14 protein-coding genes are annotated in these 14,928 nt (G+C 49.0%); 10 read left to right on the top strand and 4 right to left on the bottom strand.

Annotated elements, in window-relative coordinates; genetic code table 11:
• The first annotated feature begins 67 nt into the window (after positions 1-67).
• From pilW to QNM19_RS22205, 8 genes are all read left to right on the top strand, one after another.
• Complete coding sequence (pilW, locus tag QNM19_RS22170; protein WP_049866008.1) at positions 68-1,720, top strand: type IV pilus biogenesis/stability protein PilW; 1,653 nt, start codon at positions 68-70, stop codon at positions 1,718-1,720.
• Positions 1,717-2,691 (top strand): RodZ domain-containing protein, encoded by a 975-nt coding sequence (locus QNM19_RS22175; RefSeq protein WP_049866006.1) that lies wholly within the window; start codon positions 1,717-1,719, stop codon positions 2,689-2,691. Before pilW ends, QNM19_RS22175 begins: the two co-directional genes overlap by 4 nt.
• Positions 2,692-2,696: 5 nt before the next feature.
• Positions 2,697-3,815 (top strand): flavodoxin-dependent (E)-4-hydroxy-3-methylbut-2-enyl-diphosphate synthase, encoded by a 1,119-nt coding sequence (ispG, locus tag QNM19_RS22180; RefSeq protein WP_058796316.1) that lies wholly within the window; start codon positions 2,697-2,699, stop codon positions 3,813-3,815.
• 133 nt (positions 3,816-3,948) lie between these two features.
• Positions 3,949-5,226, top strand: coding sequence for a histidine--tRNA ligase (gene hisS / locus QNM19_RS22185; RefSeq protein WP_284027222.1), 1,278 nt, complete (start codon positions 3,949-3,951; stop codon positions 5,224-5,226).
• A 74-nt stretch (positions 5,227-5,300) separates the two neighbouring features.
• Positions 5,301-5,918 carry a YfgM family protein gene (locus QNM19_RS22190; RefSeq protein WP_049866595.1) on the top strand — a complete coding sequence of 206 codons (618 nt, stop codon included), beginning with the start codon at positions 5,301-5,303 and terminating at the stop codon, positions 5,916-5,918.
• Between the two features lie 9 nt (positions 5,919-5,927).
• Positions 5,928-7,103 (top strand): outer membrane protein assembly factor BamB, encoded by a 1,176-nt coding sequence (gene bamB / locus QNM19_RS22195; protein WP_049866594.1) that lies wholly within the window; start codon positions 5,928-5,930, stop codon positions 7,101-7,103.
• A 74-nt stretch (positions 7,104-7,177) separates the two neighbouring features.
• Positions 7,178-8,650, top strand: coding sequence for a ribosome biogenesis GTPase Der (gene der / locus QNM19_RS22200; protein ID WP_010383954.1), 1,473 nt, complete (start codon positions 7,178-7,180; stop codon positions 8,648-8,650).
• A gap of 128 nt (positions 8,651-8,778) precedes the next feature.
• Positions 8,779-9,162 (top strand): VOC family protein, encoded by a 384-nt coding sequence (locus QNM19_RS22205; RefSeq protein WP_010383955.1) that lies wholly within the window; start codon positions 8,779-8,781, stop codon positions 9,160-9,162.
• 6 nt (positions 9,163-9,168) lie between these two features.
• Here the strand turns inward: QNM19_RS22205 and QNM19_RS22210 are convergent, their stop codons facing one another.
• The 4 genes from QNM19_RS22210 to QNM19_RS22225 all read right to left on the bottom strand — a co-directional run bounded on the left by QNM19_RS22210 (position 9,169) and on the right by QNM19_RS22225 (position 11,494).
• Positions 9,169-9,519 (bottom strand): DUF2750 domain-containing protein, encoded by a 351-nt coding sequence (locus QNM19_RS22210; RefSeq protein ID WP_049865427.1) that lies wholly within the window; start codon positions 9,517-9,519, stop codon positions 9,169-9,171.
• A 186-nt stretch (positions 9,520-9,705) separates the two neighbouring features.
• Complete coding sequence (locus tag QNM19_RS22215; protein WP_049865428.1) at positions 9,706-10,284, bottom strand: glutathione S-transferase family protein; 579 nt, start codon at positions 10,282-10,284, stop codon at positions 9,706-9,708.
• A 295-nt stretch (positions 10,285-10,579) separates the two neighbouring features.
• Entirely contained in the window at positions 10,580-10,861 is a 282-nt protein-coding gene (locus tag QNM19_RS22220) for a peptidylprolyl isomerase (RefSeq protein ID WP_010383960.1), read from the bottom strand.
• A 66-nt stretch (positions 10,862-10,927) separates the two neighbouring features.
• Positions 10,928-11,494: a glutathione peroxidase gene (locus tag QNM19_RS22225; RefSeq protein ID WP_049865429.1), complete on the bottom strand. Its 567-nt coding sequence runs from the start codon at positions 11,492-11,494 to the stop codon at positions 10,928-10,930.
• A 194-nt stretch (positions 11,495-11,688) separates the two neighbouring features.
• On the opposite strand from QNM19_RS22225, the gene QNM19_RS22230 reads away from it, so the two are divergent.
• Both QNM19_RS22230 and QNM19_RS22235 read left to right on the top strand, forming a co-directional pair.
• Complete coding sequence (locus QNM19_RS22230; protein WP_049865432.1) at positions 11,689-13,632, top strand: sensor histidine kinase; 1,944 nt, start codon at positions 11,689-11,691, stop codon at positions 13,630-13,632.
• A gap of 129 nt (positions 13,633-13,761) precedes the next feature.
• Entirely contained in the window at positions 13,762-14,904 is a 1,143-nt protein-coding gene (locus QNM19_RS22235) for a response regulator (RefSeq protein ID WP_049865430.1), read from the top strand.
• Positions 14,905-14,928: the final 24 nt, after the last annotated feature.

Raw genomic sequence — 14,928 nt, forward strand, 5'->3', positions numbered from 1 at the left:
GCCTGCGGCCCCTGCGCCAATTGTGACTTGTCAATGCGCGCTTTTAACTAAAGTGTTTAGTTCAGCTATGTTTTCATTGGTAAAAAGCTTCTCCTTTGAGGTCTCAAAGCGTGCTCAGGTTGCCCGTACCGGGTTGCTGTTGATACTGGGCGTGACACTCAGTGGTTGTGTGACCGAAACGCGTTATGCCAACAGCGATAAGCCGGTTGTGCAGAGTAAAGCGAGCCGCGAAGACGCTGCAAAAACGCGTATTTCACTGGCACTACAGTACCTGGCGAATGGCAATAATACCCAGGCCAAGTTTAATCTTGAACGGGCACTGACATTGGCACCGCAATTGCCCGAAGCACACTATTCACTGGCTTATTATTACGAGCAGGTGGGGGAGAATGCGCGTGCCGAGCAGGCCTATCAAAAAGCCCTGACACTTGCCCCGAAAGACCCAAACACACTCAATAATTATGGCACTTTCCTGTGTCGTATCGGCAAATATGACGCCGCCACTGAGCAGTTGCTTAAAGCCATTGACATACCGAGCTATATCCGTGTTGCACAAAGCTACGAAAACCTCGCGATGTGTGCATTGCGCCAGGATAATTTCGAGCTGGCACTGGAGTATCTGGGGAGTGCTGAAAAACACAATGGGCAGCGTCAGTCGACTTTGCTACTGATGGCTGGCTTGCATTATGCGAAAAGTGAGTTGCATCGCGCAGAGGAAGTACTGAAGGTGTATGGCGACCGTGGGTTTGTCTCTGCGCGTGGATTATTACTGTCTCATTTACTGGAATTACGCAAAGGCCATTTGCAACAAGCAGAAGAAACCGCGACTTTGTTGCTACAGACGTATCCGGAGTCGCCCCAGGCGGCATTGGTGCTTCAGCAACGTCTGAAAGACAGTGAATTTGAACGTTTGAAAGAGCAATATCGTCAGGCTCAGTTGACAAAAATCACCCATAAGTCGCCAACGCATTTGGTGGCTGAACCCAAAATCAAGGTACGTCGTAAAGTCGAACCGGCCAGCTCTCAACCTCAGGAGCTTGAGCTTGTGCCAGTTGCATCTGAACCAGCACAGCAACTGGTTCAGACGCCAGCACGTTCGTTGCGTGCACAACAGTTCACTCAGAATTCACCCGAGCAGGATACAGTAACGGCTCAGAGTGTCCCTGATAAAGCTGCTGACACAGTTAAACTCGTTGCATCAGATACAAGAGGACAGGTGGTATTTTATGAGCCTGATCCGGCTGATATTGCCTTTTCAGCGCCTTCTGTACGCACCGGGGACACGGCCGCAATAACCGATAAGCCATCAGATAGCTGGCTTGCGCAACTTCCATCAGAGCCTGCGGCAGAGAATGTGCAAGGCCGTGCGGTTGGTGGCCTGCTGAATACCGATCTGATGCTACCTAGTATTCCTCAGCACATCATCAGGTTGGGGGAAAACCTGTTTAGTGTTTCAGTGAAGTACAACCTGAAGTTAGAAAAACTGATGGCATGGAATAATTTACGTGAGTCGGACCAGCTGTCAATTGGTCAGGTGGTGTATTTGAACGATCCTAAGATTGTGCACACCATAGGCCAGGGCCAGTCGCTGTTCGATATTGCAATGGAATATAATCTCCAGATTGACGACCTGATGCGGTGGAACAAATTGACCCCGGATATCGTCTTACAACCAGGGCGACATCTCTTAATCGTGGATCCAGATAACTATACCTTATGAACGAAGCAGAATTAGATACAGAAAATAGCAGCGATTTATTGTCGCTTGGACAAACACTGGCCAAAGCCAGGCATGACAGGGGTGTCAGCTATGAAGAGATCACCACACGGTTGAAGCTCAGTGAAACCCAGATCAATAAATTAGAGCAGGACGACTATCAGAACCTGGGCCCCGAAACTTTTGTACGGGGCTACATCAAAAGTTACTGTCATTTACTGGGCCTGGATGCGCAGGAAACACTGAAATTATATCAGTCTCCCGTTGTGCCTGAACAAAAAGGCAAGATGAAAAGCTTCTCACGCCGTACCGAGAAAGAAGCGCACGACAATCGTCTGATGTGGTTCAGCTATGCTGTCTTGATCCTGGTCGTGGGCAGCTCCGCGATTTGGTTTTGGCAAAACAGCAGCTCGCAGAGCGAGATCACTCCGGGTGATGCCCGGGATATACCTCAGGCCAATGTTGTTTCAGGCGGTGGGCAAAATGACGAGCAAAATACGTTGCAAGCCGGGGCAGATGAGCCTGAGGCAGTCACCCCTGAGTATCAGCCTGAGAGTATCAGTGAGCCCGAAAAGCCGGCCAAAGATATGACCCCGGAGCCTGCGTCAGAGCCATCTGAAGAGGCTACGTTACCTGCGCCAGAAGCGAGCGCAATCACACAAAACAATGCCGTTGCAGAGGTGCAAGCTGCGCCCGCGACCGAGCGCAACCCTCAGCCAGAGCTTGCTCAGAACACCATTGTGATGGTGTTTAAAGAAGACAGCTGGGTAGAGATTTTCGATGCCAGTCAGGAGCGCGTTGCCTTTGGTGTTAAGAAAGCCGGGTATACCATGACCGTCAGTGGGCAGGCCCCGTTTTCCGTCGTACTGGGCAAACACCTTGCCGTGAGCATCACTCTCGATGGCGCAGCTGTGGATATTTCCGGCTTGCCGCGCAATCGTTTAGCCAAATTTAATTTACCGTTAGCAGAGTAATCGTCATGTTTTCAGAATCACCGATCAAACGTAGAAAATCCACGCGTATCAATGTGGGGAATGTGCCCATCGGGGACGGAGCACCGATCGCCGTGCAGTCGATGACCAACACCAATACCCTGGACGTGGACGCCACTGTGGCTCAGATCCGGGCGATTGCCGATGCCGGCGCGGACATCGTGCGGGTCTCTGTTCCGACTATGGAAGCCGCAGAAGCGTTTAAGAGCATCAAAGAACAGTCCGAGATACCTTTGGTCGCCGACATTCACTTTGATTATCGTATCGCCCTGAAAGTGGCTGAATATGGTGTGGATTGCTTGCGTATCAACCCCGGCAATATCGGCAATGAAGAGCGTATTCGTGCGGTCGTCGATGCAGCACGTGATAAGAACATTCCGATCCGTATCGGAGTGAATGGCGGCTCGCTGGAGCGAGATCTGCAGGAAAAATATGGCGAACCTACGCCAGAAGCTTTGCTTGAGTCAGCGATGCGTCATGTTGAGATCTTACAGCGACTCGACTTTGATCAATTTAAAGTGTCGGTTAAAGCGTCGGACGTTTTCTTAGCGGTTGGGGCATATCGCCTGTTAGCCAAAGAAATTGACCAACCACTGCATTTGGGGATCACCGAAGCCGGCGGGATGCGTGCCGGTTCGGTTAAGTCGGCAGTGGGTTTAGGTATGCTCCTTGCTGAGGGCATTGGTGATACGTTGCGGGTTTCCCTGGCTGCCGATCCAGTTCAGGAAATCAAAGTAGGCTTTGATATTCTTAAATCGCTGCGTATTCGTTCGCGGGGGATTAACTTTATCGCCTGCCCAAGTTGCTCTCGTCAGGAATTTGATGTGGTTAACACCATGAATCAACTGGAAGAACGCCTGGAAGATATCACAACCCCAATTTCGGTTTCTGTAATTGGTTGTGTGGTAAATGGTCCGGGTGAGGCTTTGGTGAGCGATTTGGGTCTGGCAGGGGCAAACCGCCGTTCGGGCCTTTATATCAATGGTGAGCGCCAAAAATTGCGTATCGACAACGATCACATCGTTGAACAGCTGGAAGAGCAGGTACGCAGCTATGTTGAAAAACAACAAAATGAACCCAAAATCGACGTCAAGATAGTCGAGTAAGCGCGGCAGACCCGGTAAACTAAGCGTTTACGTTTTAGCCGAGCTGGGTATAATAGCGGGTCTATCAGATCTGGCTAAGTCATCGGGTTTAGCCAGCCGTTTCGTGTAAAAAATTAGATTACTAGGATTTTCAGTGGCAAAACAAATTCAGGCAATTCGAGGTATGAACGATTGTCTGCCGGGTGATACGCAAGTCTGGCAGAAGGTAGAATCTATCTTACGTGACACAGTGGCATCTTTTGGATATCAGGAGATCCGCTTTCCTATCGTGGAATCCACCGAGTTATTCAAGCGCTCAATTGGTGAAGTCACCGACATCGTTGAAAAAGAAATGTATACCTTCGAAGATCGCAATGGCGATCTCCTGACCTTGCGTCCTGAAGGCACCGCAGTTTGTGTGCGGGCCGGTAACCAGAATGGCTTACTGTATAACCAGGAGCAGCGTTTGTGGTACATGGGACCTATGTTTCGTCACGAGCGTCCGCAAAAGGGCCGTTATCGCCAGTTCCATCAGTTTGGAGTAGAAACCTTTGGTGTGGCAAGTGCTGACATGGACGCTGAAGTGATCCTGATGACGGCGCGCCTGTGGCAGCAGTTTGGGATCAGCGAATTTGTTCGTCTGGAACTCAACTCTCTGGGCTCAAATGAAGCGCGCGCAACCTATCGTGATGCCTTGATTGCGTTTCTTGAACAGCACGAAGCGGCTCTGGATGAAGATTCAAAGCGCCGCATGCACAGCAATCCGTTACGTGTGCTGGACAGCAAAAATCCGGACGTGCAGGCCATATTAGTGAACGCGCCAAAACTGTCTGAATATCTGGACGAAGAGTCGCGTGAACATTTTGCAAATTTATGTGAACGTTTAGACGCTGCTGGCGTCGAATACCAGGTTAATGAAAAACTGGTACGCGGCCTGGATTATTATAACCGCACTGTATTCGAATGGGTAACGGATAGCTTAGGCGCTCAGGGTACTGTGTGTGCCGGTGGGCGTTATGATGGCCTGGTAGAGCAGGTTGGTGGTAAAGCGACGCCGGCTGTGGGTTTTGCTATGGGTATGGAGCGTCTTGTGCTGATGCTACAAGAGCTTGAGCGTATCGGCACAGTACGCCGTAATGCCGATGTGTTCGTTGCAGCGATGGGCGAACAGGCAGGCATTCAGGCGCCGGTTATTGCGCAACAACTACGCAGTGAAATCCCAGGCCTGCGCGTACTGGTCAATGCCGGTGGCGGCAACTTCAAAAAACAACTGAAACGTGCGGATAAGAGCGATGCACAAGTTGCCCTGATTTTTGGCGAAGATGAATTGGCCGAAGGTAAGGTGACGGTTAAGTATCTCCGCGAACACAAAGAACAAGTTACCCTGACACTGGCAGAGGCAAAAAGCCTGTTGTCGGCGTTAGTGGATTAAGCGCCCAGGCGCAGTAAAGTCAGGCCAGTTATCTGAAAAGGGACTGGCTTTACGCTATTAATAAAGAGGTCAGAATGGAAATTTATTCAACAGAAGAACAACAAGCCGAAGCAATAAAACGATTTTTCCGTGAAAATGGAACATCTTTGATCATCGGTGCGGTGCTGGGCCTGGGTGGTCTGTATGGTTGGAAAGCTTATAACCAGCATCAAATTGACACCGCAGAAGCAGGTTCTGAAGCCTATAACCAGTTGGTTGATAGTGGTGACGTTCTGACCAAAAGCGATGACTTTTTAGCTACGAATGGTGAGTCGAGCTATGCGGTACTGGCTGCGTTTGTGGCAGCAAAAGAGGCCGTTGAACAAGGCAAACTGGACGTTGCACAAGAGAAGCTCAACTTCGCTGCAAACACCGTTAAATCACCAGAGTTAAAAGCGACTGCTTATCTGCGCTTGGCCCGTGTACAGGCTGCGCGTGAAGATTACAGTGCGGCACTGGCGACACTGGGTAACCCGATGCCAGAGAGCTTTGCTGCTCAGGTAGCTGAGGTGAAAGGCGATGTACTGTTAGCGCAAGGCAACAAAGAGGCTGCGCGCGATGAGTATCAAAAAGCAGTGACTGCCGGTGGCAGTGATAATAATCCACTGCTACAAATTAAATTGGACGATCTGGCTAGCACAGCAGCACTGTAAGGAGTCGCCATGAAGAAGTTGACTATGGCCTCATTGGCGCTATGTATGGCGTCATTGCTGGGATGCTCCTCAAGTGATGATGAAGAGGAACTGGTGTTACCTGAAATTGTAAACCAGTTTGAAACCGACGTTGTCTGGCAGGAATCTATTGGTGATGGCGTTGAGCATTACTTCTCACGTCTGACACCCACCTTTTATCAAAGTACGGTTTACGTAGCAGAACGAAATGGTCTGGTCGCTGCACTTGATAGCAGCAGCGGCGATACGCTATGGGAAGTTGATACGCGTGAAAACCCGGCTTTCTGGCCATGGGAAGATGATGACACGGCTAAGCTGTCGGGCGGTATTTTGCAGGCCTACGGCAAGCTGTATATCGGCTCTGAGCACGGCGAAGTGATTGCCTTAGACCGTGAAACCGGTGAGGTCGTTTGGCGTAAGACGGTGCCGGGAGAGGCGCTTTCGACCCCTGCGGCCGGAGATGGTTTGGTCTACGTTAACCTGGGTTCAGGAAAGCTTCTGGCATTACACCCGGATACCGGCGAGGAGCGCTGGCAGTTTGAGCAGGAAGTGCCTGCACTGACATTACGTGGCCTGAGTTCACCTACGTCAGCAAATGGTGGCGTACTGGTTGGTGAAGAAAGCGGTAAATTATCTGTACTGATTGCTGAGAATGGCTTCATGGCCTGGAGTACGGACATCGCTCTGGCGAAAGGCGCTTCTGAGTTTGAGCGCCTGGTTGATGTAGATACTAAGCCTGTGGTTGTTGGTAGTACCGTGTATACCATCGCCTACAATGGTAAACTGGCCGCATTGGATGTGCGTAACGGCAATGTGCTTTGGGATCGTGAGTACAGCAGTTACCGTGATCTCAGTGTTGAGCTGAATACCATTTATTTGGTAGATAGCGAAGGCGTACTCTATGCTCTAGATAGAGAATCGGGCATTGAGCGTTGGAGCCAGTCTGCGTTACGTGGTTGGTACCTGACGACGCCGGCAGTGGCTGGTAATTATCTGGTAGTGGGTGATCAGGAAGGTAACCTGCATTGGCTGGATAAACAAACAGGTCAATTGGTTTCTCGTGAAGAGTTTGATAGTTCAGGCTTTTTTGTCGAACCTATTGTGGTCGATGACACCTTGATCTTGTACACCCGCGATGGTGAAGTCAGTGCGGTAAAAATTCCGTAACCACCATATGCTGAATGAATAGAAGTAAGGCTTCGCGGTGCGAAGCCTTTTGTTGTTTTTAAAAGAGGTAGTCTATGCTTCCTGTGATCGCTCTCGTCGGGCGACCCAATGTGGGGAAATCCACTTTATTTAACCGTCTGACCCGCACGCGTGATGCGTTAGTGGCGGACTTTCCGGGCCTTACACGTGACCGTAAATATGGCCAGGCAAATTATGATGGCTATGAGTTTATCGTGGTCGATACCGGCGGTATTGATGGCAGTGAAGAAGGCATCGAAACGGAAATGGCAGAGCAGTCTTTGCTGGCCATTGAAGAAGCCGATGTGGTGCTGTTTCTGGTCGACGCCCGTGCAGGCATGACCGCAGCGGATCAGGCCATCGCGCAACACTTGCGTAAGCAGCAGAAGAAAAGCTTTGTGGTGGCCAATAAAACAGACGGCATCGATGCAGACTCTAACTGTGCTGAGTTTTACCAGTTAGCGTTGGGTGAGGTGTATCACATTGCTGCTGCACACGGCCGGGGTGTTACCCAGCTGCTCGAAGCGACTCTGGGTCCGGTAATTGCGGAGCTGGCCTCAGAAGAAGATGAAATTGAGCAGGACGATGAGCTGCTGACTGAGCTTTACCTGGAAGGGGAAGAAGCGCCGGAAGAGGGCAAAACTGGCTTTGAAGACAAACCCATTAAACTGGCTATCATCGGTCGCCCTAATGTAGGTAAGTCAACGCTTACCAACCGAATCCTGGGTGAAGAGCGGGTAATTGTGTACGATATGCCAGGCACGACACGCGACTCAATTTATATCCCGATGACGCGTAATGAGCGCGACTACGTGCTGATAGATACCGCAGGTGTTCGTAAGCGTAAGAAAGTCAGTGATGTGGTTGAAAAGTTCTCAGTGATTAAAACGCTGAAAGCCATTGAAGATGCTAACGTCATTCTGCTAGTGATCGACGCACGAGATGGTATCTCAGATCAGGATCTCAGTCTGCTGGGCTTTGCCCTGAACGCGGGTCGCTCTTTGGTGATCGCAGTGAACAAGTGGGATGGTCTGGATGACTACGTGAAAGAGCGAATTAAGTCTGAACTGGATCGTCGCCTTGGCTTTATTGATTTTGCCCGCCTGCACTTCATTTCGGCGCTGCATGGTACCGGGGTTGGTCACCTGTTTGAATCTGTTGAAGAAGCCTATGAGTCGGCGACTAAACGTGTCAGCACAGCCATGCTGAGACGTATCATGGATATGGCCCAGGCCGACCATCAACCTCCTCTGGTACGTGGTCGCCGGGTTAAGCTGAAATATGCCCATGCCGGTGGTTATAACCCGCCGCGTATCGTGATCCATGGTAACCAGGTGCATGATTTGCCAGACAGTTATAAGCGCTATCTGATGAATTACTATCGTAAGGCGCTGAATATCATGGGGACGCCGATTAAGATCGAGTTCCGTGAAGGGGATAACCCGTACTCTGGTCGCACCAACAAAATGACCCTGTCGCAGAAGCGTAAACTCAGGGCATTTACGAAAGAACAAAAGAATAAGCAGTAATTGCTTGATAAGAGGGCGCCAATGGCGCCCTTTTTTATTGCCTGTCTCTACCCTGTTCGGATCTTAAATCGGTTTACGCTGAACGAAAAATATGCTTTATTTATATTTATTTAGCTTGAAATTTAGCCATGCAGTTTCTAAAAACCGTGATCTACGTCGACAGTGTCGAAGAGGTACTGGACTTTTACTATCAGGCCTTCGGGCTCAGTGCCTGTGGCCTCAGCGAGGACGGAGACTATGGAGAGCTGGACACCGGACAGGTTTTACTCGCTTTTGCTACCCACCCGGTTGCACAGGCGCAGTTTAAACAAAGCTACATTCGTAGCCAACCTAAGCAGCCCGCGTTGGGTTTTGAGTTAACTTTGGGGTGTGAGAATGTCGCGAAGAGCTATGATAAAGCCGTAGCAGCGGGCGCTGAGCCGTTGTCGCCGCCGACTTTAAAAGGTGAGCACACACAGGCCTATGTGCGCTCAATTGAAGGCACCTTAGTGGCGCTGATCAGCGTGGAATAACGGCGCTTATTCTGACAGGGCACGGGCCAGACCAACCGGCTCGATCTCTGTACACACGTTGTCATCATTCCAGTTAAGACCCAGCAGGGCGTTGTCGTCGCGTAAATCTTCAATCCATTCGTCAAGCAACTCATCCAGCGCGATGGCAATTGGTTTGAAGTCTGCCCACTCGTCACGGCACTGTGCCTGAGCGCTCTCTTCGTTATCCCATAGCAGCAATACGTCCGACTCTTCAAACTGGTTTGAGTCAACCACAACCAGGCCGCCATCATCTGAGCCCAGTGCCCAAACTTGCTCTTGCTCTTTCGCTGTCACGACAAAATTGACTACTTCCGATTCTAATTCGATGTCACTCATGGTGTATTTCCATAGTTATCGAGCTTATACCAATTTCACTTAATACCTGTTTAATTTGAAAGAGCAAATATGACGCTAATGGCGTTAAAAATTTCTATTTAGAACGACTAAATGTCAAAATTTTCGCCTTGTTGTCGACCTTATTTTCTCGCCTCAAAATAGAACACTTAATTAAGCAAATTGGTATTATGCTCTGGGATCTGTAAGACGTGCCTCTTCTTGAGGCTGCCATTGGTCATAAAACTGCTCCAGAGCGGTGTACGGCGTTAAGTCGAACAAGTTTCTGAAGCGGATCCAATCCAGCAGGCAGTATAAACTGATCTGCAGATACTCGCAGTTTAAAAATACCGTTTCATGACAGCTTTGCTCCAGTACGCGCAAGGTTTCAGCGATGCGCCCGCGTTGCAGGTTAAAAAACAGCTTGTCATCCTGGGTATCAAATTCTGAACGCTGGCAAAGCAACAGCTCTACCAATGAATCGTTGCAGGCATTGATGATAGTGAGCAGGTTTTCCTGTGCCCAATTGAGATGAGGCAAAGAAAACTTTTGTTGCAGGTAACGGGCAATGACATTGGAATCCAAGACCGGCTGATCATCAGCAAGCAGAAACGGCAGTTTACGTGCCGGATTGTGCTGGTGAAGGATAGCTCTGCCTTCCTCGCTAAAGATGTCCAGTTTGCGATAGTCCAGGGTAATGTCGTGGCGAAGACAATAAATGCGGATGCGCCTGACATACGGAGATGTATCCGAGCCATATAAGATCATCACTCAATCCTTATGTTGTGGTTAGATGCGCAATGACTATAGCATTACTTAAACCAATCTACATTAATACATAATCAATTGGAAAGATTAATTCTGCCGATAATAGTGTTAAAAATTTCTTATTTAGAACAACTAAATAGCGAAATTATTTCCTGGCTATCGGCGAGGTTTACTGGTCTCAAGATTAGCTAATTAATTATGCGGATTGGTATGATAGACGGGTAGGACCAGGACAGATTCGAGAGGCTACAGGCAAAGCTACCGACAGAGAAACACTGCCAGTAGCAAACATGGTTTAATCGACCCGGTTGGTGACTTCAAGCAGGTGATAACCAAACTGCGTCTGAACTGGGCCTTGCACCTCATTGAGTGGTGCCGAAAATACCACTTTGTCGAACTCAGGTACCATCATGCCAGGTCCAAACTCACCCAGCTCACCCCCATCCTGACCAGACGGGCAACTGGAATATTGTTTTGCGATCTCGGCGAAGTCTTCACCTGCTGCAATACGTTGCTTGAGTTCAAGGCATTGGGCTTCGTTATCGACTAATATGTGTCTTGCGCTGGCTAGTGTCATTATCTCTCCATGGATGGGTTAATTATTGCTCATACATTATTCTAATATACTTAGATTTAAAGCGCATTATTTAAGATCAAGTTCTTTTTCAATGGCCGCTATCATTGGTTCCGACATTGGTTTGGTGCGGCTGTTGAACTGCTGGATTGACTTGCGATCCGCTGAGATTAAATACTTGTAGAAATTCCACATGGGCGCACCGCTTTGTTCACCCAGATGTTGAAAAACCGGGTTGGCATCGTCGCCGCGTACGGCACCTGTTGCCATCATAGTAAAGGTGACGCCGTAGTTGATAAAGCAGACCTCAGCCGTATCTTTTTCGTCGTTTTCTTCCTGAAAGAAGTCGTCTGACGGAAACCCGAGTACCACCAGACCTTTGTCGGCATAAGCTTTATGTAGCTTTTCCAGGCCATCAAACTGACCTGTAAACCCACAGTTACTGGCAGTGTTGACTATCAATAATGGTTTACCCTCAAAGGCGCATAAGTCGACGGTGTCTTTCGATCTGAGTTTTCTGAATTCATAGCCGGTAAAATCATTACAGGCCTTACTTTTGGTGAAATCTGGTGTCTCGCTGGCATACGCGCCGTTGCTGGCAAGCAGTGCCATAGATATCAATAGTGGTTTAATCATCGGGGGCTCCCTGAAACGGTTTTAAACTCAATGCCTGAGTATACGTGGCACGAACGTGGTCAGTTCACAGTGTAACGGTTGCACGTTGTGATTCAACCGGCGTGTGTTTCGGATTGGCGATTTTTGACTAAACTGAATGCTATTGATTGCATTGAGTAATGCAGCAAATTGGTTTACCACAGCAGGGTTTAGTTATGGAAAACAACAAGGTATTGATTATCGATAGCAGCAGTGTGCTGGCTATGAGACTGAAGGTATTATTTGAATTATTGGGCTGTGAGGTGGTGCATTTACATTTTCAGATGTTGCACAAGGTTCAGGACTTCTCTGCGTATCATGTTGTTGCCATTGCCCATGGGCTGCCGGATAGCACCTTTGATGCCCTGTCTGGGCTAAAAGATCACGACCGTCTCATCTTGCTCGCTCCCAAGCCAGAAAATTCTGAGCATGTTGATGCATTCAGCCGGTTAAACCGAATGCTGTGCAATGCCATTGTGATCTATCCTTTTTTTGGTAACAAAGAAATCACGGGGTTGCTTGAACGCGTGCTTGAAACCGGTGATCACGACCGACTTGAGCTGCCGAAAATCCTACTGGTTGACCATCGTGAAGATCGTCTGAGGCGTTTGACGGCCAGCCTGCGTGGCGCGCAACTGACAGTCGTAACTGCACACTGTATTACTGAGGCAATGCAACAGGCAACCACTCATGATATTGATCTGTTGATTTGTGATTTTAATCTGGCACAGGGGAGCGGCCTGGATGTCTTCAAAAAGGTGCGGCAGATCCACCGCGATGCGCGTTGCCTGTTAATGACCTCACGGCAAAATCAGGTTGATATGATGGAAGCCATCCGTCAGGGTGTTGAAGATGTGCTAACTAAACCCATTGATGAGGGGGCGTTGCTGCAGTCGCTGCATAAACTATGGCAAAGCGAGCTGTTACGTCGCCATAATCAAGAGTTGGTTGAACGGTTGCAGGATACGGTCGACGCACTCATTGAGCGAGACAGTTTACTGCGGGTGATTTATAAGCACACACCGGACCCCATCATGTTGTTTAATCTCGATGGTTTTGTGATTGAGGCCAATGATGGTTGTACTTCATTACTGCGACTACCGGGAGATCAGCTTCAGCAACATTCGATTTTTGACCTGTTTGAACCGGCCTCTGTCACCGCATTAAAAGAAGCCATCAACAATGGCGGTGTATTGCGGCATTTCAATTGTGAGTTGGTGTTACCGCAAAAAGACGGGCCGAGTATTCCATTGATGGGGACGTTTATTGAGATTGACCACCACGGTGAAATTGCCCTGGCCGCGATTTTTAAGAACGTTGCCCAATTGAAACGTAAACAGCAATTACTCGAAGAGGCGAAAGAAGTGCTGGAAGTCGAGGTTCAGGCGCGCACGGCACAACTTCAGGCAGCTAAAGAGGCCGCAGAAGCCGCAAATATCAGTAAATCTGAGTTTCTTGCTAATATGTCCCATGAACTCAGAACCCCCATGCACTCCATTTTGAGTTTCGCGCGCTTTGGGATTGATAAGTTGGCGTGTGGTGAGATACCGGTGAACAAACTGGAGAAATATTTATCACGCATTGAGACCAGTGGAGAACGCCTGCTGTTACTGCTGAACAATCTGCTCGACTTGTCCAAATTGGATGCTGGCCGTTTTCCCTTTAATCCGGCATCGCACAATTTACTGACGTTAATACATACCGCAAAAGAAGATGTGTCAGGTCTGGCGATGGCGCGGCATATTCATATCGAGTTGCAAGCGCAAGAGGACAACATTGTGCTGTGTTGTGATGCTGAGCAGTTGACTCAGGTGATGAGGAACTTGTTGGGTAATGCGTTGAAGTTCAGCCCCGAGCACAGCGAAGTGACCGTCACGGTTACGCTTAAAGCGGGATATGTCCATATTCTGGTGCGGGACAAGGGGGTGGGTATACCGGAGGATGAACTGGAGCACATATTCGATAAGTTTGCCCAAAGCAGTAAAACCAACAGCGGGGCCGGTGGAACCGGGTTAGGATTGGCCATTTGCAAAGAATTTGTATTGCTGCATAAAGGTTGTATTTATGCCGAAAACAACCCAGAACAGGGCGCTTGTATTCATATTGAGCTGCCAATTTAGAGGGATGACTAGCGCCATGGGTGATCCCTGTCTATAACTAAATTAAAGCTGTCATTGCGGGGGCATTTCTTACGTTTGAAGATGTGTTTGCAGATGATGGTGCTTTGGCAACGGAAAAGGAACTGAGAAATGGCATTGCAACGAATCCTGGCGGTGGATGACGAACCTTTCAACCTCGAAATCATTGAAGAAATACTTGAAGACCTCGACTTTGAACTCCTGACTGTAACCAGCGGGCAGCAATGCCTGGACGTTATTGAGGATTTTGCGCCTCAGGTCGTCTTGCTGGATGTCAGCATGCCGCAGATGAATGGGTATGAAGTGTGTAAAAAGATCAAAGCCAATCTGGAGACGCAGAATATCATCGTGATGTTTGTGTCGGCACGAGGCTCGGTTGAAGAGCGCATGGAAGGCTACGCGGTTGGCGCGGAGGACTACATTGTTAAGCCTTTTGGCCATAGTGAATTGAAAGCTAAATTGCTTAATTTAGGACAGATGTTGCTGGAGCGCGACATCCTGGAGCAGCAGGTAGAAGATGCAACTTCCACGGCGTTCAATGCCATGGCGACCAGCAGTGAAATGGGATTTATCGTCAGTTACATTGAACAGATAGGTGTTATTGATGACATTCAGGCGTTAGCAAAGGCGTTGATCCAGTGCCTCAGTAATTTAGGGTTAAGCTGCAATATCGAGTTTCGGGTCGATGAGCAGCGCCATCATTTTGCCACAGCGGGGCTGTGTTCCCCAATTGTACTGGAGTTGTTTGAAATATTACGTTCGAAGGGCCGTTTGCATGAGTTTACCAGCCGGATACTGGTGAATTACAATCTGGTGAGTGTGCTGATCCTGAATATGCCCTCAGAAGACGCGGACAAACATGGTCGACTCAGAGATCATATTTGTTTTATCGCCAGTGTCACCGAGCAGCAATTGCTGGCGATTTTAACGCGCAAGCAGCTGCTGTCTCAGCAAGCAGAGCTCAATGATGCCATTTCTATGATCCACAGTAAGTTCACCGGATTGCTGGCTTTGCTCAACAACAACCGCTCTCAGAATGAATCCATTTTTCGTCGCCTTCAGGAGGTATTTGAGCAGCGGATCCCAACCATGGGGTTGGATGAGGATCAGGAAGTGTTTATTTATCAGCATGTCGACGAAGCCATTCAGGGTTCAATTGCCCGGGAAGAAGCCATCATGCAGGTGCGCGAAGCGTTTACTGAGATTGAGAGCGATTTGTCATTGCTCAGCTCCGCAGGAAAGCATGCAGAATAGCTGAATACGCGTTGTCACCGCAAT

Source organism: Pseudoalteromonas ardens (genome assembly GCF_030125445.1).
GTDB lineage: Bacteria > Pseudomonadota > Gammaproteobacteria > Enterobacterales > Alteromonadaceae > Pseudoalteromonas > Pseudoalteromonas ardens.